The organism is Halobacteriovorax sp. (assembly GCF_048381875.1).
GTDB lineage: Bacteria > Bdellovibrionota > Bacteriovoracia > Bacteriovoracales > Bacteriovoracaceae > Halobacteriovorax_A > Halobacteriovorax_A vibrionivorans.
The window spans coordinates 790,811-812,111 of sequence record NZ_JBLXBP010000003.1 but is presented as its reverse complement, the minus strand read 5'-3'; the positions used below and the strand labels follow the sequence as shown (position 1 = coordinate 812,111).

General features: G+C 36.0%; 20 protein-coding genes. 15 read left to right on the top strand and 5 right to left on the bottom strand.

The window, feature by feature from the left end; genetic code table 11:
• Positions 1-71 precede the first annotated feature (71 nt).
• A complete protein-coding gene (locus ACN5L8_RS12390; protein WP_419173170.1) occupies positions 72-1,346 on the top strand; it encodes an acetyl-CoA hydrolase/transferase family protein in 1,275 nt (424 codons plus the stop codon).
• A gap of 1 nt (position 1,347) precedes the next feature.
• Here ACN5L8_RS12390 and ACN5L8_RS12385 read toward each other — a convergent pair whose 3' ends face one another.
• Positions 1,348-1,881 carry a TetR/AcrR family transcriptional regulator gene (locus tag ACN5L8_RS12385; protein WP_419173169.1) on the bottom strand — a complete coding sequence of 178 codons (534 nt, stop codon included), beginning with the start codon at positions 1,879-1,881 and terminating at the stop codon, positions 1,348-1,350.
• 92 nt (positions 1,882-1,973) lie between these two features.
• Between ACN5L8_RS12385 and ACN5L8_RS12380 the strand changes: the two genes are divergently transcribed.
• The 5 genes from ACN5L8_RS12380 to ACN5L8_RS12360 all read left to right on the top strand — a co-directional run bounded on the left by ACN5L8_RS12380 (position 1,974) and on the right by ACN5L8_RS12360 (position 8,257).
• Entirely contained in the window at positions 1,974-2,426 is a 453-nt protein-coding gene (locus ACN5L8_RS12380) for a MarR family winged helix-turn-helix transcriptional regulator (protein ID WP_419173168.1), read from the top strand.
• Between the two features lie 32 nt (positions 2,427-2,458).
• Positions 2,459-3,760, top strand: a complete 1,302-nt coding sequence (locus ACN5L8_RS12375; protein ID WP_419173167.1) for a TolC family protein — start codon at positions 2,459-2,461, stop codon at positions 3,758-3,760.
• The gene (locus ACN5L8_RS12370; RefSeq protein WP_419173166.1) at positions 3,760-4,422 is read left to right on the top strand and encodes an efflux RND transporter periplasmic adaptor subunit; all 663 of its coding nucleotides are present in this window, start codon (positions 3,760-3,762) and stop codon (positions 4,420-4,422) included. The genes ACN5L8_RS12375 and ACN5L8_RS12370 overlap by 1 nt, the downstream gene beginning before the upstream one ends.
• A gap of 9 nt (positions 4,423-4,431) precedes the next feature.
• Positions 4,432-7,500: an efflux RND transporter permease subunit gene (locus tag ACN5L8_RS12365; protein WP_419173165.1), complete on the top strand. Its 3,069-nt coding sequence runs from the start codon at positions 4,432-4,434 to the stop codon at positions 7,498-7,500.
• Between the two features lie 166 nt (positions 7,501-7,666).
• Positions 7,667-8,257 (top strand): hypothetical protein, encoded by a 591-nt coding sequence (locus ACN5L8_RS12360; protein ID WP_419173164.1) that lies wholly within the window; start codon positions 7,667-7,669, stop codon positions 8,255-8,257.
• A 43-nt stretch (positions 8,258-8,300) separates the two neighbouring features.
• Here the strand turns inward: ACN5L8_RS12360 and ACN5L8_RS12355 are convergent, their stop codons facing one another.
• A complete protein-coding gene (locus ACN5L8_RS12355) occupies positions 8,301-8,663 on the bottom strand; it encodes a c-type cytochrome (protein ID WP_162929649.1) in 363 nt (120 codons plus the stop codon).
• A 133-nt stretch (positions 8,664-8,796) separates the two neighbouring features.
• Here ACN5L8_RS12355 and ACN5L8_RS12350 point away from each other — a divergent pair, with 133 nt between their 5' ends.
• The 6 genes from ACN5L8_RS12350 to ACN5L8_RS12325 all read left to right on the top strand — a co-directional run bounded on the left by ACN5L8_RS12350 (position 8,797) and on the right by ACN5L8_RS12325 (position 15,211).
• Positions 8,797-9,726: a DMT family transporter gene (locus tag ACN5L8_RS12350; RefSeq protein ID WP_419173163.1), complete on the top strand. Its 930-nt coding sequence runs from the start codon at positions 8,797-8,799 to the stop codon at positions 9,724-9,726.
• A 27-nt stretch (positions 9,727-9,753) separates the two neighbouring features.
• The gene (locus ACN5L8_RS12345; RefSeq protein ID WP_419173162.1) at positions 9,754-10,512 is read left to right on the top strand and encodes a glutathione S-transferase family protein; all 759 of its coding nucleotides are present in this window, start codon (positions 9,754-9,756) and stop codon (positions 10,510-10,512) included.
• A 79-nt stretch (positions 10,513-10,591) separates the two neighbouring features.
• On the top strand, positions 10,592-11,296 hold the full coding sequence (locus ACN5L8_RS12340; protein ID WP_419173161.1) for a 5'-methylthioadenosine nucleosidase: 705 nt from the start codon (positions 10,592-10,594) through the stop codon (positions 11,294-11,296).
• A 9-nt stretch (positions 11,297-11,305) separates the two neighbouring features.
• Positions 11,306-11,725: a hypothetical protein gene (locus tag ACN5L8_RS12335; RefSeq protein ID WP_419173160.1), complete on the top strand. Its 420-nt coding sequence runs from the start codon at positions 11,306-11,308 to the stop codon at positions 11,723-11,725.
• A gap of 8 nt (positions 11,726-11,733) precedes the next feature.
• Positions 11,734-13,680 (top strand): bifunctional 2',3'-cyclic-nucleotide 2'-phosphodiesterase/3'-nucleotidase, encoded by a 1,947-nt coding sequence (locus ACN5L8_RS12330; protein WP_419173159.1) that lies wholly within the window; start codon positions 11,734-11,736, stop codon positions 13,678-13,680.
• Between the two features lie 151 nt (positions 13,681-13,831).
• Entirely contained in the window at positions 13,832-15,211 is a 1,380-nt protein-coding gene (locus ACN5L8_RS12325; RefSeq protein ID WP_114705156.1) for an HAD-IG family 5'-nucleotidase, read from the top strand.
• Here ACN5L8_RS12325 and ACN5L8_RS12320 read toward each other — a convergent pair.
• Entirely contained in the window at positions 15,201-16,163 is a 963-nt protein-coding gene (locus ACN5L8_RS12320) for a histone deacetylase (protein ID WP_419173158.1), read from the bottom strand. The two genes, ACN5L8_RS12325 and ACN5L8_RS12320, sit on opposite strands and share 11 nt — an antisense overlap.
• A gap of 189 nt (positions 16,164-16,352) precedes the next feature.
• Here ACN5L8_RS12320 and ACN5L8_RS12315 point away from each other — a divergent pair, with 189 nt between their 5' ends.
• Positions 16,353-17,471, top strand: coding sequence for a saccharopine dehydrogenase (locus ACN5L8_RS12315; RefSeq protein ID WP_419173157.1), 1,119 nt, complete (start codon positions 16,353-16,355; stop codon positions 17,469-17,471).
• Here ACN5L8_RS12315 and ACN5L8_RS12310 read toward each other — a convergent pair.
• Together ACN5L8_RS12310 and ACN5L8_RS12305 are read right to left on the bottom strand one after the other, a co-directional pair.
• Positions 17,460-18,287: a glycosyltransferase family 2 protein gene (locus ACN5L8_RS12310; protein ID WP_334678259.1), complete on the bottom strand. Its 828-nt coding sequence runs from the start codon at positions 18,285-18,287 to the stop codon at positions 17,460-17,462. The two genes, ACN5L8_RS12315 and ACN5L8_RS12310, sit on opposite strands and share 12 nt — an antisense overlap.
• Positions 18,277-19,206 (bottom strand): aldo/keto reductase, encoded by a 930-nt coding sequence (locus ACN5L8_RS12305; RefSeq protein ID WP_120405142.1) that lies wholly within the window; start codon positions 19,204-19,206, stop codon positions 18,277-18,279. The genes ACN5L8_RS12310 and ACN5L8_RS12305 overlap by 11 nt, the downstream gene beginning before the upstream one ends.
• Before the next feature lie 74 nt (positions 19,207-19,280).
• Between ACN5L8_RS12305 and ACN5L8_RS12300 the strand changes: the two genes are divergently transcribed.
• Together ACN5L8_RS12300 and ACN5L8_RS12295 are read left to right on the top strand one after the other, a co-directional pair.
• A complete protein-coding gene (locus tag ACN5L8_RS12300) occupies positions 19,281-20,297 on the top strand; it encodes a hypothetical protein (RefSeq protein WP_419173156.1) in 1,017 nt (338 codons plus the stop codon).
• Positions 20,297-21,298, top strand: coding sequence for a radical SAM protein (locus ACN5L8_RS12295; RefSeq protein WP_419173155.1), 1,002 nt, complete (start codon positions 20,297-20,299; stop codon positions 21,296-21,298). Before ACN5L8_RS12300 ends, ACN5L8_RS12295 begins: the two co-directional genes overlap by 1 nt.
• Positions 21,299-21,301 lie beyond the last annotated feature (3 nt).

The following is a 21,301-nucleotide window of genomic DNA, read 5'->3' as shown; positions in this document are numbered from 1 at the left end:
AAATTGTCGTCAAAATAACTTTAGTTTCAACCTCACTAGGCGTATTCTAGGGATATGAAAAAGGAGGACTTTTGAAATTACTAAATAGCGCAAAGGAAGCACTCTCTCATGTCTATTCAAACTCAAATGTTTTTATTCACGGTGGTGATGCAACTCCTACTGAGTTAATTAATGGACTAATCGAAAATGCTCAGCGCCTAAACAATGTAACACTAACTCATCTTCATACACACGGTGAGGCGAAGTATGCAGACACTAAATACAAAGATATATTTAATATCGTAAACCTCTTTGTAGGAGGAAACTTAAGAAAGTATGTGGATTATGATCGCATTGATTATCTTCCTTGCTTTTTGTCTGAGATCCCAAACCTATTTCGATCAAGACAAGTCCCCCTCGACTTTGCTTTAATTCATGTAAGCCCTCCAGATGTTCATGGTTTTTGTACTCTTGGAACTTCAGTTGATGTGGCCAAGGCAGCGGTCAATAGTGCCAAGGTTGTCATAGCGCAAATCAATCCACATATGCCTCGTGTTCATGGGGATGGATTTATTCATGTAAGTGAAATTGACTACGCTATCGAAATTAATCGCGTACTATCAGATAGTCATGGAAGTCCCCTTAGCGAAGAGGATTTAAAAATAGGTCAGCTTACAGCGACACTCATTGAAGATGGTGCCACTCTTCAGATGGGAATAGGAAGTATTCCCGATGCTGTATTAAGTAGTTTAACTAATCATAAGAACTTAGGAATTCACACTGAGATGTGGTCTGACGGTGCCTTAAAACTGATAAAGTCTGGCGCTGTTAATAACTCCATGAAGAACGTTCATCGAGGAAAGACTGTAAGTTCATTTATTGTTGGTGGTAAAGATGTTCATGATTTTATCAATGATAACCCGAGTGTAATTCAGCTTGAAGCCGACTATGTGAATAACCCTAGTATCATTAAGAGAAATCCAAAAGTTTGTGCAATTAATAGTGCCGTTGAAATCGACTTAACAGGACAAGTTTGTGCAGACTCAATCGGACATCATATTATTTCCGGCGTTGGCGGACAGATGGACTTCATGAGAGGGGCAAGCCTTGCAGAAGGTGGAAAGCCTATTATCGTCATCAATTCGCGCAGTAAACGAGGCATTCCAAAAATTGTCCCAACATTAAAAAGTGGTGCGGGAGTCGTGACAACACGCTCTCACATTCACTATGTCGTCACAGAATACGGAATTGCAAATCTCTACGGAAAGTCCTTAAAACAGAGGGCCCAAGAACTTATAAAGATTGCTCATCCTGAAGATCGTCAAGAGTTGGAAAAGAAATGGCACGAATTACACTGTAAGCTCTAGCTTACAGTGTTTCATTTGAAATAGGTGCTTGGCAGAGAAGATCCACTATGCCATTACCTTCAAGTTTGCTATTAGCGACCTTAAGATCAATACTTTTAAAAAGTGCAAAAGAAATAAAAGATCTAAGATTTAGAATATATGGAGTATTACTCCCACTTACCTTTACAAATTTATCAGTAACATATTTTTCATACACTTTGCGAAAGCCTGAACTTTCAATTACTAAAAGCATAACAATAATTGTAATTTCATCGCGATAAGCTTCAACACTTTTATGAATACTTTGATTTAATTCATCAATATTGTAGAACTCTGTTTGCGCTATTGAGTCAATAGAACTGACTAACCTCTGTACACAAAATTCACCACAAGTAGTAATGAACTCCTCTTTAGAGCCAAAATGATATAAAACCGAAGAAACATTGACCTCGGCTTTTTTTGCGATATCTCGAAGGCTTACGCCGTAGACACCATATTCGGCCATCAATGGCAAAGCAACATGGATTAAATTTTGTTTAGTCTTATTCTCTTTCATCGATATGCCCTAAAATGTTAAAGAATTTTCTTGATTCACATTAGTTAACATGTTAACTATATAGTTAAGACATTAACAGGTATGGAGTATATATGTCAATTGTAACATCTAATGCCTTAAGAGAAAGTATTATTGCGAGAATGGTTCGCACGACGCGAATTATCGATAAAATGATCTCTGAGGAAGTAAGCCAATATAATCTAACAAAACCTCAATTCGATGTTTTACTGGTCTTAAAGTTTTGTAATCAAGAATCAGTAACCACAACAGAGTTAGCAGAAGAGTTGATGGTTTCTAAGGCCAATATTACTGGCATTGTAACCAGACTTGAAAAGGCCAAACTAATCTCGAAGGTAGTAGATGAGAACGATACACGTTCAAAAAAGATCACCTTAACAGAACCAGGGCTCGAGCTTATTGATCGTGTAATGCCACGCTACTTTGCAATGAGCGATGAAATCTATTCAAAGTTTAGTGACGAAGAAAAGCAGAAACTGCTTTCTCAACTTACCTTCATAGAGGAATTCTACGGTAGTAAACGCTAAAACTTAAAAACGAGAACTGACAGGAGACAGACATGAAACAACTAAAATATTTAGTTGCGACAGCGCTATGCCTAATTTCCAGTGCATATGCAGCAAATTATAAATTAGATGAAAACAAAGTAATCGATTTAGCGATAAAGCGAAATGAAACAATCGGTATTGCTAAAGAAGAATTAGACCAGGCCCAAGAAGCACTAAGTAGCGCAAACTCAAACTACTTTCCTACTCTTTCGATTACAGCTGGCATAAGAAAAAGTGATGGTGAAGGAAACTTTGTTCCTTACGGATATGATTGGAATCACAACGGTACAATTCAACTTACTCAGCCAATATATACATTTGGAAAAATTAGCAATGGAAAGAGTATTGCAGAATCTGCAAAAAGAATTAGTGAACTAAATACAACGTTAACAAATGCACAAGTAATAAACGTCGCAAAACAGCTCTACTACAGAGTTTTATTCAATGAAGAAATTGTTAAAATCACTTACGACTCATATAAGAACGCACTTAAGAACAAGAAAGCTTTAGAGGATAGAGTTTCATACGGAAGAATTTCAAGAAATGATAATATAAAAATGCAAGCAGACCTTGCTAGTCGAAAACCAAATTGGATTATCGCCAAGAAAAATCTAAAAAATGCTGTTCTAGACTTAAAGAATTATCTCGCACTTGATTATGAAGATGAAGTTGAAGTATTAAGCACACCACTTAGACCAAAGAAGAAAATTTCAACAACAAATGATCTAAATAAACTGGAAGAGACTGTTGATATCAAAATTTTAAAAGAAAATATTCGCCTCGCAGACTTTTCGGTCGAGTTAGCAAAGTCTCAAAGGCTTCCAGACTTAGGAGTCTATGTTTCTTACTCTCCTACTCTAGCTAAAACAGATCTCTTTGCAGGAGAAACAACTCATGACCAAAAGGATTTAACATTTGGTGTTCAGTTTAGTTTTGACTGGGACCTTGGCGGAAGCAAGAACTCAGAAGTTGCAATAAAAAGAAGTGACTACAATATTGCCACACTTAAATTAAAACAAATGAAGCGTGAAATTAGAACGCAATATCTAAAGCTTAAACAAGACTATGAAGGGCTCCAAGAAAGATACGATGCGGAAGATGAAGCAGTTGAGCTGGCATCTTCTTCTTATAAAGTTGCTCTTAGTTCTTTTCGGTCTGGTGGAGTTTCACAATTGCAATTGAATGATAGCGAGATCCAATTAACACAGAACCGACTAAGTCTTGCACAAACGAAATTACAAATACAAATAACACGTGCAGAAATGGACAGACTTCTGACAAAAACTAGTTCAAAAAATAAAGGAGGTAGATAATGAAGCAATTAGTCTTTGTTTTAATTATTGGCCTTATATACGGGGCGAGTCTTTTTGTTAAAGATAAGCAGATACAAAAACAAAAAATGAAAGAGACACCTACTGTTTTTACAATTAGAGAAAAAACCGGAACTCCAGTTAATATTACAAAAGTCTTAAGAAAGTCTTTCACTAATAATGTAATTGTAACAGGTAATAATCTTGGTTCAAAGATATATGCCTCAGTAGCACCCAAGATAGCGACACAAATCAAGCCTGGGGCCTTGGCCAGTATAAGGCTAAATAACGAATCCCTTTATGGATCAGTTGTCTCTGTTGAAAAACGAGCAAATCGTCTTTCAGGACTTCATAAGATTGTCGTCTCTTTTGCAAATCAAAAGCTACCAACGAATCTATACGTCATGAATATACAAACGAGTAAGACAAAGAATACTCTTGTTGTAAAAAGAGACGCAGTTTCAAATCGTGGTGGTACTGACCATGTCTATATTGTTAATGACGATAACACAGTTCAAAGAAGAGATATTGTCACAATTAGTGATAACAAGGATTACTTTGCTATTAAGTCAGGACTTAAAGAAGGTGAAAAAGTTGTCCTAAGTGATCAGCGTTATTTGAAAGATGGTGAGAAGATCAACATTGTTGAGTCCATCTTAGAATAGGAGAAGAAGATGATTGAAATATTTGTAAAAAGACCGGCCACGACGATCATTTTCATTGCCATTTTTATGGTTATGGGACTTGTCTCAATCGGAAACTTAATTATAGAACCAACACCAAAAGTTGAGCTTCCAATTATCACTGTTCAAACAGTTTATGCAGGGGCATCCCCTGAAGAAATTGAATCGCAAATTTTAAAAAAGATTGAAGATGAGATTTCAGAAGTATCACAAATCAAAAAAATCAAATCAGATGCACGCGATAGCTTTGGTATCGTCGTTATTGAATTTGAAATTGAAGCAGATGCCAATATTAAATCAATTGAGGTAAAAGATAAGGTTGAAGCGATCTTAAATGATTTTCCAGATGGAGCTGATAGGCCTATTATTGCAAAATTTGACCCTCTGATTCAACCAATTGCAACCCTTGCATTATCTAGTACAAAGCACGACCTTACTCAAACATATGAGTATGCTGATAAAAAGCTGAAGTCCAGACTTTCATCAATTAATGGTGTTGCCTCAGTTGATATCTTTGGAGGTCAAGAACGTGAGATAAGTATTGAACTTGATAATAATCTACTCATTCAAAACTACTTATCTATCGAAGATGTTATCTCGGCCATCTCGAGAAAAAATCTCAACATTCCAGGGGGATCTATTAAGCGTGAAAACTCTAATATCAGTGTACGCTTTGTTGGAGAATTTGCAAACGTCGAAGAGATTAGAGATTTAGAAGTTGTCTCTCGAGAAGGCCAAGTTTTTAAACTTAGAGAATTTGGAAGTGTTACAGATAGCTTCAAAGATGTTGAAACGATGGCAAAATTTAATGGAAAAGATGTTGTCGGTTTATCTATCCTTAAGCTTTCGGATGGTGACGCCATTAAAATTGTCAATACTGTAAAAGACTCACTTGATGAGGTTCGCTCAGAGCTTCCTGACGGAATGAAGCTTGAGTTAGTTGTTGATACAACAAAAATTACACTTAATGATACCAAGGGAACAATCCAGTCAATTTTTATTGGTATTGGACTTACGATTGCTATCCTCTTAACTTTCTTAGGTGATTGGCGTGGTGCTCTTATTGCAAGTATTGTAATACCAACATCGATTATCTCAACTCTATTTATAATGGATATGTCTTCATTTTCAATTAATGTAATGACACTTTTAGCATTTGGAACATGTCTTGGAACATTAATTGCTAACGCTCTGATTATTATTGAAAACGTATATAAACATTTAAAGATGGGAAAAACTTCTCAGGTCGCGGCCATAGATGGAACAAAAGAGGTCCTACTTGCTGTTATGGCCTCATCTGGAACTAACTTAGTCGTCTTCACTCCTCTTGCATTCATGGGTGGAGTTGTTGGTAAATTTATGTTGCAATTTGGGATGACTGTTGTTTATGCAACTATATTCTCAATTCTTGCTTCTGTAACATTAACTCCAATGCTTTGTGCTCTCCTTCTAAAAGACCCTGATACGTTAAAAGGACCATTTCCAAAGTTGTCACACTTAGTTGACAAGCTTCTTGCTTGGGTAACAAAACAATACAAGTGGTTCTTTGACAAGTTTATGAATTGGCCAATAACTTCATTAATCTTACTAATGGGTATCTTTTTTACAATAGTCTATCCAGCTGCAAGAGTTGGTAATGAATTTCTCCCAAAGTCTGATCGTGATGAGTTTACGGCCTATATTCTTATGCCAGATGGAACACCGGTTGAAAGGACAGCTGAAGTTTCCAAACAAGTTGCAAAAATTATAAGAGAGTATCCAGAAGTTGTATCAACTCTATCAGACATTGGCTACGATGGAGAAGAGCGCTCTCGTATTACTGTGAATATGACTCCTGCATCTTCTCGAAAGAGAAGTTTCAAGGATGTAATGGATGACATACTTCCAAAGGTCTCTAATATTCCAGAAGCTGAAATCACTCTCTCAGGAGGGAATCGAAATTCAGGAAACGAGGGGGATATTACAATAAATATCACGGGAAGAAGCTTTGATGAAATGATTAGCGCATCTAAAAAAATGCAAGAAATTATGAAAGACTCTGGCTACTTTAGCTCAATTGAAAGTTCATATCGAATTCCTAAGATGGAGATTCAATTTATGTCTGAACCTCAAAAGGTCATTCGACAAAATCTTTCAAGCTCACGCCTTGGTGGAACGATTCGAGCACTTGTAAATGGTAATGATGATGCCGTTTATAAAGAAGACGGAGAAGAATACGATATTAATGTCACTCTTGCCCCAGAGTTTAAGAAGAATATTTCGGATTTCGACAAATTCCTTATTCACGGTAAAGACGGACTAATCCCAATCTCATCTCTTGGCGATGTAAAAGTTGTCGAGGCCACATCGCCTCTTAAAAGACGTGATAAAGAAAGGATTATTCAACTTAAAGCCTACGTCGTTAAAGGAGTCGTTGGGGCAATTATGAGAGAGCTTGCAGGAAAGTTTAACAAAGCTGACCTACCAGAAGGCACAAGCTTTATGTTTGCAGGACAGGCAGAAAGTCAAAAAGAGTCTCAACAAGAAATGGGAAAAGCATTCATGCTAGCAGTTATCTTAACCTACATGCTTCTTGTCGCCATTCTTAATTCTTTTGTCTTTCCGATCTCAATTGGTTCAGCAATTTTGACATCATTTCTAGGCTCATTCTTAATGATGTTCTATACGGACCAAACAATAAACATTGGCTCCATGATGGCCATCGTTATGGTTGTAGGATTAGCTGTAAATAACGCTATTTTAATGATTGAGTACACTCAACAAAAGCTTGATGAAGGGGTTGAAATTAAAGAGGCCCTTTGGCTTGGCGCCAAGGAGAAACTAAAGCCAATTCTTATGACTTCTATTGCAATTATTGCAGGAACAATGCCTCAATTATTTATGATTGATAAAATAAAGTCTGCGATGGGAGCAGTTCTAGTAGGTGGAATGCTGGGTTCAATCTTCTTTACCTACACAATTGTTCCTACTATTCACCTACTTATTTATAAGATCAAAAATATTCGGGAGATATTGGCCATTCGAAAAGCAGAGAAAAACGGAGCGAACCTAAATTACTAAAACTCCATTCACTACAAAGAACAAGAAACGGCTCCTTTATAGGGGCCTTTTTTGTTCACTAGATAAACACTTCTCAACTCTTCCATGTAAGATTTTTAACATTCAACAATGCCATTAAATAATGTGATATACATGTTCATTATTTATAAAAAGATGAGAGAAGTATATGAAATCACTAGTGTTAACATCAGTTCTATGTAGTGGTGTTTGCCAAGCAACACCTGTTAATAAAGTTGTAAAAGTCATGGATGGAAACCTTTCCAGGTGTACATCAAAGCAAGATGTCTTTAGAAACAAATTACAATCATATCGTGTAAAAAGCTACAAGGCCCAGCAACATAGCGGCAGTGTGGAACTGACAATCAATATTCAAATGCTTGAATGTAAAGAGACAGATAAGGGCTTTGCTTTTAAAGAAAAGAATATCTTTGACTTATTCTCGTATAAAACATTTAAAAATGAAGATGTAAGTGTTGTAACCAAGTCAGCAAATCTTCATTTCTATAAAGATGGAAGCTATAAGAGCTTATCTAAAGTTGCTATTAAAGATTATTCAAAAGAGTCTTCTATAACAGTGAACTTTGACATCCAGGACCTACTTACAAAAGAAGAATTACGAAAGTACTTAGATGGTGAAGCTGTTACAACGAGTTTCGATTTTAATCTTAATCGTAAAGTTGAAGTTTCAAATGATGAGATTTCAGATGAATTTAATCAAAGCTATGGTGGATTCAGGATTTTCTTAGAAGTTAAATAAAAAATACAGAAAAGCCGCTTAACTAAGCGGCTTTTTTATGGAATTACTTTTGTAACATTCCTTTAAACTTATCCTTAGACATTGTGCTTACATAAGCAGCTACATCTTTGATATCTTTGTCAGAGAGACCTCTAACTTTAGACCACATCATCGTTGTGTATCTAGTTTTTCTCTTCTTTGACTTAATTGCTGTTACTTGCTCAGCAATATAAGCAGCATCAAGACCTGCAATTCTTGGCCCGCTAACGATTGCTAATTTTCCATTTTTTGCTTTTCCCATACCATCAGCTTTGTGGCATAGAGCACAGTTAACTTTCTTGTAAATGGCCTTACCTTTAGCAGCGTCTCCAGCAAAAGCACTAACACTTAGTAAAGCGGCAACAACAGTGATTTTAAATAAATTCACAATATATCTCCTTTATAATTATAGCGTACGCATACTTTATGAAATTATCGGCAAATCGTCAGCAAAATTCAAAGAAAATATACCCTTCTAACTATAGTTTCGGCTATACTCTTGAAACTTAGTGAGGACTAATATGAACAAGAGCGTTATAAGCCTTATTTTAGGCACCATCTGTATAGGCTTAGCACCAATTTTTGTAAAAAACTTAAGTAGTGATATATCTCCTAGTATGATCGGCGCCCTTCGTTGTGGAATTGCTGGATCAATACTTCTTCTTTACCAATTATTTATTAAAAAACACTATATCAAAGATATTCGCTTCTATTCTATGACGGCCGTCATAGGAATTTTCTTTGCTCTAGACTTATTCGTATGGCATCGATCAGTTCATCTCATCGGCGCAGGAATGGCCACGATACTAGGTAATACTCAAGTATTTTACTTACTAGTATTAGGACTAATCCTTTACAAAGAGAAAGTTACAATAAAAAAACTTTTAGTCTTCTTCTTTGCTTTTTCAGGGGTTTTCTTGATTCTTAAAGGCCAAGTCGAGTTCTATAAATCAGATGACTTTTTCTGGGGTGTCTTGTTTGGCCTAGCAACAGGGCTTTGTTATTCTCTTTATACTACTTCGATTAAGAAAACGACATTACTAGCTTTTAAACAACAAATCACAGCTCTTGATATCATCACATATTCTTCATTAGTAACAGGCTTACTCTTATTTGTAAGTTCACAATTTGAGAGTGGATATTCACAAATAAACACGACCCACTTACCTTCTGTCTTAGGCTTGGCCATACTATGCCAAATTATTGGTTGGTCACTTATCAGCTATGGCCTAAAAAAAGCTCCTCTGTCGATTTCAGGGCTTATTATTTTGCTTCAACCAGTTATTGCAAAGAGCCTTAGCATTTCTCTATTTAATGAGCCATACTCATCACTTGAAATCGTTGGTGCAACAATTCTCTTAACTTGTATTTACCTTGGTACAAAACTTTCAAGTAAGACCAATAGAGAATCGTTAATCAAAACTGATATAAATCATATTTTCACTAAATAAAATTAAATCCCTTCCGATTAAAGAATTATGAATAAAATACTCTATACATGGTCTGGAAGTGACGAAATTGAATCTTTTGGCCCTTCATGCGCGATAATAAATCGATGTCTATCGTATTTAAATATCGACTTTGATATTAAGTCAATTGTTCTTGGCTCAGAGCTGACAGGGGCCAAAGAAAAATTAACAGGCCTTCCAATTATCCAAAATGGAGATAAGAAGTATTTTGGCATAAGAAACTCTCTAAAGTATCTAATGGAGTTAAGGTCTGAGTCTGATCTTTTTGAGATAGCTGATGATCAAATCATTCAAGAGCAAATGATAAGGGAATGGGCCTTAAATGTATTAAGAGCTTCATGTGTATACATGACATTTAAAGACCCAAGTGGCTACTCAATAATAAAGAAGAAGTTCTTCAAGGCGGCAAAATACCAATTGGATAAACAGGATCATTTAGAAACTGTGGCCGAACCAATTAGAAAGGCCCTCCTTGAGTCAACAAATGCACATGATATTTATAGCTTAGAATTAGATAAAGCAAGAGAGCACTTTGAAAAACAAATAAAGTATTTAGACACTATTTTACAATCAAATCAATTTCTACTAGGTAATCAGATTAAGTTAGTCGACATTATAGCATACTGTCATTTGAGCTCCGCTTTTTTATCTGCATCTGATTTTGTGACAAATCTTCGCCCTAAACACCCTCGAGTAACACGCTGGTTATTAAGAGTTGCTGGACTTACGCGCTCAAAGAATAATATTCATCCTGCTCACTTAGACTAAGAAAAAAGAAAGGCACAAATATTTCAATTAATGCTCAAAGTATTCTACACTATTAGTGTATTATTATTTGAGGTATTTAATGAAGAATATTGCTGTAATTATGGCCATGGATTCAGAGGCCGCTCCCCTGTTAAATAAATTAGAAATTAATCATAAAATTGCAGGAAAAATTGATGAGCACCTGCCAATGAAAGTTTATAAGACTAAATATCACGGTCATAATATTTCAATCGTTACTAGTGGTGAATGTAAGCGAAATAAAGTTCAAAATGTTGGAACTGCACCCGCAGTTATCTCTACTCTAACGGCAATAAAAGATTTCAAGGCCGATTTTATAATTAATGCTGGAACAGCTGGTGGCTTTAAGAAACGAGGAGCCGATATTGGAAAGGTCTATACTGTCGATACAACAGTCTTTCATGATCGCCGCATTCCAATTCCTGGCTATCAAGAATATGGAACATATCGATCTGAACATAAGATTGCTACAGATTATGCAAAAGCTCTAAATATTGAAACAGCAATCATCTCCACTGGCGACTCTCTTGATATGAGTCCTGAAGATGAGAAGCTTATCGAAAGTAATCTTGCACTTTTAAAAGATATGGAAGCTGCAGCTATTGCATGGGTAACAGATCAGTACTCTATTCCTACCCTATTTTTAAAATCAGTTACCGATATCGTCGATGGAGAGCATCCAACAGAGGAAGAATTCTTTGCTAACTTAAAATTAGCATCAGAAAATCTCGGTGAAAAATTAATCGAATTAATCGAAAAAATATAGGAGAAAACAATGATGAAGTATGCACTTGCAACACTTATTTCTTTACCACTACTAGCAGCGCCATGCGCAGGACAAGAAGGTGAATATAGAATTAATGCTGATGGATCTCAAGGTGGATTTGTCGCAACCACGGCCTATGTTTCAGATAGTGTCTACATCGGAGAGAATGCGCAGATTTGTGATAAGGCCCAAATTACAGGTTATGCTAAGATAACTGGTAATGCCATTATTTCAGACTATGCTAAAGTATGGGGCAATGCTCATGTTTATGGAGATGCAGAAGTTTTTGATACAGCTTCAGTATGGGAAAATGCAAAAGTTTACGGCCAAGCACAGGTCTATGGATTTGCAGGTTTAAAAGGAAATGTCGAAGTATATGGAATTGCCCGCATGTTTGATGCAACTTATTCTTCAGGACGTTATTACTAGGATTAAATATGAAAAACTTCTTCTTACTTTCACTTTCACTCACTTTTTTAATTAGTTGTCAGAATCAGACACAAGTTAAATTACGTATCATCGAAACAACTGATATTCATGGGTACTACAAAGATTATGATTATTATCAAAATCGTGAAAGCAAGAAGTATGGTCTAGTTAAAACAGCAACCCTCATTAAGAAATACATTAAATCCGCAGATAATTATACTTTGGTCGATAATGGTGACCTCATTCAAGGAAGCCCTATGGCCGACTTTGTGGCCAGCTATGGAAAAGAAGGAATCCATCCAGCTTTTAAGTTAATGAATCATTTAAAGTATGATGTGGGTAATATAGGAAATCATGAATTTAATTACGGACTAGACTTCTTAAACGAGTCCTTAAAAGATGCTAATTTCCCATATATCAATGCAAACGTTTTCAAAGACGAAAATGGCAAACCAGGTGCTCCATACTTTAAGCAATATATTATTAAAGAAAAGGAAGTCGTCGATACAAAAGGTAAAAAACATAAATTAAAGATTGGCTATATTGGTTTTGTACCACCTCAAATTATGTTTTGGGATAAGGTAAATCTTGAAGGAAAAGTGATTGCTCGAGATATTGTCGAAGTAGCAAAAGAGCTAACCGTTAAAATGAAAAATGAAGGTGCTGATATCATTATTGCCATTCCCCATTCGGGAATTAGTACTGATAAATATAAACTCTATGCTGAAGACTCTGTCTTCTATTTAAGTAAGCTACCATTTATCAATGCTATTGCTTTTGGTCATACTCATGCAGTATTTCCTTCTAAAGAATATGAAGGGATCGAAGGTATTGATGCCAAGAAAGGGACGATTAATGGTAAAGCAGCAGTTATGCCAGGAAAATGGGGTTCTCATATTGGAATCATCGATTTAAAACTTAATTACGATGGAACTATTTGGAGTGTCATTGATGGGCAATCTAGTGTCGAATCAATCTATGATCGAAACTCAGATATGAGTGTAAAGCCTGATTTAGAGTTAAGTGAGATCATAGAAGAAGATCATCAAAGAACGTTAAAATTAGCAGACAAGAAAATTGGTTCTTCAAAACAAGACTTCTATAGTTTCCTTTCTCTTATTCAAGATGATGCAACAACTCAAATTGTATCAAATGCACAAATTGACTATGTTAAAAAGGCCATACAAGGAGATGCTAACTTAAGTGATCTTCCTGTTCTATCAGCTGTGGCCCCTTTTAAGGCCGGTGGAAGAAAGAATGATCCAAATGGTTATACAGATGTCTCGAAGGGTGAATTAACGATTAGAAATGCAGCAGATCTCTATCTTTATCCAAATATTCTTTATGCCCTAAAAATTACAGGTAAAGATGTCAGAATGTGGCTTGAGTGCTCTGCTGGTATGTTTGCTCACATTGATACTAACTACTTTAAGGAGCAACCTCTTATCAACTGGGGAGGATTTCGTACTTATAACTTCGATAATATTGATGGTGTTACTTATGAGATCGACGTCACAGAAAGAAGACATTTTGACGAAGACTGTAAAGTTCTAAACAAAGACTCTTTTAGAATTAAGAACCTAAAGTACAATGGTAAACCGGTAAAAGATAATCAAGAATTTATTCTAGCAACAAATAATTATCGCGCTACAGGTGGAAAATTCTCGGGAACAATAAAAGAAAATGTTGTTATTACAGCTCCTGATACTAACCGCCAAGTACTAATAAATTACATTAGAAGTGAAAGTAAGAAAAAAGGTTTTGTTGAAGCAAAGCCCAATATGAATTGGAAAATAAAATCAGTTCCAAATGCAGAAAAACTAAAAGTATATTTTGAAACCTCACCTTCAAAAAAGGCAAGCCGATTTATAAAGGAGAATGCAATCTATCCTTTAAAGCGACTGGATGGCCTGGATGAAGAAGGTTTTGCACGCTATCAAATCAACCTAAAATAGTGGCCATACACATACTTACCAAGAGCGTCATTAAGGTGTAAGTCATTAGATTTACACCTTAACACATTAATAATATGACTTTTTATTCCTTTGAAGCTAAAATCTACGGTCCGAGAATAATTCTTGGATAGATTTATAAAAGGAATTTAATATGTCTGTTTACGTCAATAGAACATTAAACATGAAGAAGATCAAGGCCATCGGTTTTGATATGGACTATACATTAGTTCGCTATAAAACAGAGGCATTTGAAAAATTTGTTTTTGAACTTGTACTAGAAAAACTAGTTGAGATTAAGAAGTATCCAGCAGAGATTACCAATATAAAGTTTGATTTCAACCAAGTTATTCAAGGCCTTATTATTGATAAGTTAAGAGGAAATATTCTTCAAACAAATCGCTATGGAAAAGTTAAGATTGCAAAGCATGGGACAAAGTCAATTGACTTTCGTGACCTAACGGAAATCTATGGCAATAGTATTATTGATCTAAACTCAGATCAGTATCAATCATTAGATACAAACTTCTCAATTTCAAATGGAGCAATGTTTTCAAATCTAGTGGATCTAAAAGATAATGGCCTGAAATTACCAGATTATGAGACTCTATCTAGCGATATAAAAGAAGTCATTGATATTGCCCACTCTGATGGTTCACTTAAAGGTCATGTTCAAGAAAATCTTGAAGACTTTATTATTGCAGATCCGGAAGTTGCAAAACTTCTTGAGCGCTTCAAGAGATTTGGAAAGAAGCTTATTCTTATCACTAATAGTGAATGGAGCTGGACAAAGAGCCTTATGGAGCACACGATTGATCCATTCCTAAAGGAACACGATAGTTGGATGGAGCTTTTTGACATTTCAATCTGTCTTGCATTTAAGCCACGCTTCTTTAGTGTAAGTAATATGTTCTTAGAAATTAATCCTGACACTGGATTTATGACAAATGCAGAAGGACCTCTAGAGCAAAATAAAGTCTACCAAGGTGGATGGGCTGGAAAACTTCAAAAAGACCTAGGACTAGAAGGTGAAGAGATTCTTTATCTAGGAGACCATATCTACGGTGACGTTCTAACATTAAAGAAAACTTTTAATTGGAGAACTGCCTTAATCTTCGACCCTCTTCAAAGTGAAATCGATGCAATTAAAAAATCAGCACCGACACAGGCCTTAATTGATGCCGAGATGAAGAAGAAAGAAAAGCTTGAGCATGAACTTAATAAATTAGAACTTCTTAAGCACGAAGATCCTGAAAAGTATAACAAGGAAGATATTGGAAAAATCTTTAGTGAGATTGATAAGATCAACACTAAGATTTCTCAACATCTTGAAACTTACAGACAATTTTTCAATCCTCATTGGGGAGAGATGATGCGTGCTGGTTTAGAAGAATCTCGTTTTGCTGATCAAGTTGAAAAGTACGCCTGTTTTTATATGGCAAAGATTACGGACTTACTTGAATACACTCCACGTACGTACTTTAGACCAACGAAGAGAGTCTTAGCTCACGAAATTACGGAGCCTAATTTTTAAAAGTATTTTGTAAGAATTGTAAAAAGACGCGGTATACCTCGTCACCATATCCCCCGGCCATAACCCAGGCCTGGGGAATTTTTCTCTCTTCTAAAAAGTTCTTCATAAAGAGATCACGCTTTAAACACTCTTCCAAACTAAGCTGAATTCCTTTTGCACTTTCAAGAATGTCTTTTTCATAAACATCGGCACCTTGAACGACAATACAAAGGTCGTACTTATCAGAGATTAAATCCTTCACTTTTTCTAAGTTCTCTAAATAATTATCATCAGCAGCGACAGGAATATCCCATGTACTAGGAATAAAGCTTGAATTCGTTTTGTCTGGATTATCCAAAGGCCAGCCATCTTTCATGTGAATAGAGAGACAATCAATCGTCTTATCATCTTTTAAGATCTCTGCAGTACCATCACCTTTATGAGCATCCATATCAATCACAAGGCACTTTCCTAGGCCCTTTTCTTTTTGTAATTTTCTAATGGCGATAACAATATCATTAAAAAGACAAAACCCTCCTGGTTCACTACTCTTTGCATGGTGCATACCACCACCAAGATGATAACTAAAACCACTTTCTAAAGCATTTTCAGCGGCAAGGTATGTCCCTTCACAGTGAGCAAGGGCCCTCATTATAAAATCTTTCAACGGCCTTTTTGCACTATCTGGTTCGTAGCGATGAAAAGATCCATCATCATTAATTAGTTCATAAGCTTGTAAGACGAGATTTGTCGAATCACCAACAGCTCTCATATAGAAGCGATCAGTATGGGCCAATAAGAGATCACTTAATTTAAATTTAGTAAGCCTACGTCTTTCAAGAGATGGATTATCTTTAAAAATATCTAGTATTCTTGTGACACGTTCATCTTTAAGAGGAACTCCAATACCGTAATCAAGATAACTTCCAAGAGAGTCTTCCATGTAGAAAATTTTTGAGCTTGTTTTGGTCATTACTAAAACCTTCGTTTTCGGACTTGCTTATCAATACTAATATTATATAGTTATACCTTAATCCCACTTGTAAATCTTACAAAATTTGGCAAATTTCAGGCCCTGAGCTTATATTTTGCTATACTTGTTAAATTATATTTGTTCGTAAATTCGACAAATTAGGGATGATATAGATGATTAGGAGATTGGATGATTTATAAGACTTTATGGTTACGCCATGAGACAAAGCCATTTGAGCAGCGAAGTGCCCTCACGCCAGAGGCGGCCAAAGCTATACGTGATCTCGGCCATGAAGTTATCATCGAAAGATCTCCAAATCGTATTTTTAAAGACGAGGAATTTGAAAAGCTAGGCTTTAAAATGATGCCAAGTAACTCTTGGATCAATATGGCGCCTAAGAATGCATATATCTTAGGTCTAAAAGAGCTGGATGCAGAGAAGTTTCCTCTCACTCATCGCCACATTCACTTTGCTCATGTTTACAAGGGTCAAAACGGGGCCAATGAAATGCTTGATCGCTTTATTCAAGGTGATGGTAAGTTATTTGATCTTGAATACCTTGTGGATGAGAATGGAAAGAGAATTGCAGCCTTTGGTCGATGGGCCGGTTTTGTTGGTGCAGCAATTGGACTTAAAAATTGGATTGCTCAGCAAAGAGGAGAAGACTTCAATGCAAGCGCACCTTTAAATTCATACGAAAATCAATTTAGTCTTATCAACGAAGTTGCCAAAGATCTTGAACAGCTTCAAAAACGACCTCGTGCCGTTGTCATTGGCCACCGTGGACGTTGTGGTATTGGTGCAAAACAATTTCTAAAAAGTGTTGGTGTCGAATTCTGTGCATGGGGACGAGAAGAAACAAGTGTCCAAAGACCAATTAGAGCAATTTTAGATTATGATATCTTGATAAATTGCACTTTAAATACAACTAAAGCAAAACCATTTCTTGATCTTAAAACATTAGAGCAAGAAAGAAACTTAAGTGTTATTTCTGATGTTAGCTGTGACCCTACCGGGCCATGTAACCCACTTCCAATCTATGACGATATCACAACAATTGATACGCCAACGACCAGAGTCGACTTGGAAGAGCTACTTGAGGTTACGGCCATTGATCATCTGCCTTCACTTCTTCCAAGAGAAAGTACTGAGGAATATGTTGAGCAACTACTGCCTCATATTATCGATTTATTAAACGGTGATATTGAAGACTCTCCATGGGAGAGAGCTTTAGAGGTTTTCTATGCTAAAACTATTGAACTTGGATTAGAAAAGAGACTTAGTGAAGAGCCACAATTACTTATGTAGTGTAACAAAGCTTGCAATACTCTTTACTTCTTCATAGTCTTTAAAATTTTGATGCTTCTTATAGCCTTTCATTAAATACTGACATTTTTTATGACAACTTTCTAATAAGGCCTTTGAACGTTCTTCACTAAGTGGCCTATTCTGTAATATCCATGCCATACTTTTCACACGCCAGTAATCCATGGCAAAGAACTTAAAAGAGAGTTGATCTTCATGGCCGCCATACTTATTCACAAACTCATTTTCTAAAAAACCAATATCGTACAGAGAAGTTACTTTTAGCCAGAAGTCATAATCTTCACAAACCACGAAATCTTCTCTCATCCCACCTATTTGTTCAAAAAGTTCCTTCTTCATTAAAACACTAGAGGGAGAAATGACACAGCCTTGTAACGATCGGATAAACATATCACCACCATGCTTTTGGTGATGTTTTTTCTGCTTAACAACCTTTCCATCTCTTAGCCACCTCTCAGCAGTATGAACTAATACCTTTCCTGTATTTTTTAGGTAGCTAACCTGAGAGGCCAACTTATCTCGATGCCATTCATCATCAGAATCTAAAAAAGCAATATAATCACCTTTTGAGTTCTTTACACCAAGATTTCTTGCACTAGAGACTCCAGCGTTTTCTTTCTTTAAATATTTAATTCTTTTGTCTGAAAATGAGCTGACAACATCATGAGTATGATCAGTTGAGCCATCATCTACAATAATGAGTTCTAAATCATTAAAGCTTTGATTTAAGACGGAAGTAATCGAGCGCTTTAAAAAATCTGCACGATTATATGTAGGAATAATAACACTAACTAACACTATTGATTATATCTTCCAACATTTCATTAGTAATGTTCTTCTCTAAACTATCGATAACACCATCTAATTGTTTTAAATTTCTAGCACCACAAAGAATCGTACTTAACTCATCATGAGAAAGGTTAAAGTGAATCGCAAAATCTAGACCTGTCATAGCGTGTTTATCCAATGCAGGTTGCATCCTTTCAACAATTTCATAACGACTCTCTTTATCCATGGCCTTCCACCATGGGGCCCACGAGCGACAGTCACTCTTATCAAATTTACGGTCGCGATTAACTCGTCCAGTAAGAATCCCTTTATCAAGAGTTCCCCAGCTCATGAAGCTAATATCGTTTTCTTTAACTATTGGAAAAATATCATTTTTTACATCTTGTTCAAAAAAGTTGAATTGAGATTGAATCACTTCAATCTTATCCACTTCACTAGCAAGCTTAAACTCTTCAGGTGTAGTATTACAAAGACCGATATGTTTGATCTTTCCTTCATTCTTTGCTTTAGCTAATACTTCAACTGTTTTACGAATATCAACATTTTCATCAGGCCAATGAACCATAAAGAGATCAATATAATCACTTTGAAGATCACGTAGAGATTGCTCAAGCATATCTCTAGTTACTTTTGGATCATTACTCATATCCACACGTTTATTCTCATGCCAAGTAACACCGGACTTAGAAATGATAAAAGCCTTCTCTCTTTGTCCATTTGAAGCAAAGGCCTTGCCAATTCGCCTTTCACTTTCTCCAAAGCCGTATATCGGAGCTGTATCAAAGATACGAACGCCTCGATCAAAAGCGTGCTGTAGAAGAGTAAGAGAGTCAGACTCACTAATATCTCCAAATCCATAACCAGCGCCTTCTCCAGAGATACTTGCGCCACCAAAAGCAAATTTTCCATATTGGTCTAATATTTTCATAATTTAAAAGTATCCTCTGTCCTAAAATGCGTAAAGACTTGACGCACCGATAGATTAAAAGTTATTCCAATGGAATGGATCTACTTGTTTTTGCACACCGCGGTGAAGCACAATGCTTCTTAAAAGAGATGGAGCTTAAGGCCCACCCATTGAATAATTCCCTCTACACTCTAGAGGACCAGAGTGTTGCGCTTATTATCACAGGAGAAGGCCATAATAACGTTCTAACGGGACTTAGCCTAGCTCTAGGGCAACTTAGTGGAAATGTTCAAAGAATCATTAACTTCGGTATTTGTGCTGCCTTAAATGAACAATTACAAAAGAATGAAATTCACTCAATTAGAACAATCTATGGCCAAGATGAATTTAAAAGCTTTCAAACAATAGACACTCAGGCAAAACACGACCTCATCACAGCAAAACAAAGACTTTTAGATACCAAAGAATCTCAAAAGCTAGAGCACATTGCTCCACTAGCAGATCGAGAAGGATGGGCCATAGGCCTAGTTGCCAAGCAAGCAAATATCGATCTTTTATCTTATAAACTCATTTCAGACCATGTTAGTGATGCACCAATATGCGAATATATTAAAGAGCTTTCTCAAGATTACTCTCAAAAATTATTTGAATTCTATCAAGAATTAGAACTAATAGAGAAAGCCTCATCAATAGAGAATCCATTTAAAGAACAAAGCGACTACTACTTTACACTTTCTCTTAATCGAGAAGTCTCAAACCTGTGCCAGCAACTATGTGTAAAGTATGAAAAAGAAAATATTAATGACATCATCGATACAACTTCCCTTCTAAACTTAGAGACGACCCCAAAAAAGAGGGCCTTAAAGCTAAGGGATCAACTAAAAGAGAAGCTTTATCCTACACGCACAAAAATTCTAGGACAACTTGATAGCTTTATTCAAGATGCAGGCTTTGAGAAGAAAGAGCTCACATACGACCCAGCAATTGAGAAAGTCTTTTTAAATTTAAAAATAAATATCAAAAGTGAAAAAGATATTAAAGAGCTTACTCGTAAACTTAAAAATATAAACTGGAACGAGTACCAATCAATTATGAATGGAGAAAATCTTTAATGAAGATTGAAAAGATATTCATTGAAGAAGAAGCTCGAGATGGAGAAATTGCTCTCTCTCTTCCAAAGCGCTTTCCAAAAGCACAAGTTGTATACATAGATAATCATGCAGATATCTGGGGAAGAGTAAAAAAACCATATCTCCATAAGAGAGGTTCTCTAAATCTCTTTATTGCCCACAAAAAAGGCTCTTTAGTAAAAGAAGCTCCTGATGCATATGGAATCTCAGGTGAGCCTCATTATTACTTTATCCACGCTTATAATTGTATTTATGAGTGTGATTACTGCTACCTTCAAGGATATTTTAATTCACCGGATCTTGTTCTCTTTGTTAATCATCAAGAAATTATGGCAAGCATGCAAGAAATAGCAGATAAAACAACAGGAAACCTATGGTTTCACGCTGGAGAATTCAGTGATTCCCTAGCTCTAACACACTTAACCAATGAACTAAGTTTCTATCATGACTTTGCAAAACGTAATTCAAAGTGCTTTATTGAATTAAGAACAAAGTCGGCAAATATTAAAGAACTGATGAAGCTTGATCCCTTACCAAACTTTATTACTTCATTTTCTTTATCGCCAAAGAATAAGATTAAATCACATGATCTTAAGACACCATCTCTTGCAGCAAGACTTAAGGCCATTGAGAAGCTCTATAAAGCAGGTCACCCTATTGGACTACACTTTGATCCCGTTATTCACACAGAACAATTCGAAGAAGAATATCAAGAACTAATAAATGAAGTCTCTAAAATCATTCCACTAAATAAAGTAGAATATATCTCAATTGGTGTTGTGCGCTTTACTAAAGATGTCTACTCACAAGTAAAAAAGAATTATCCAAAAACAACCTACTTTCATTCGGAACTTACAAAAGGTGAAGATGGAAAGATTCGCTACCCAAGGCCAATGCGCCACTGGATTTTAGGTAAGATTAAAGATATGTGCTTAAAGGCCGGCGCTATTGAAAAGGCCGTCTACTTATGCATGGAAGAATAATCA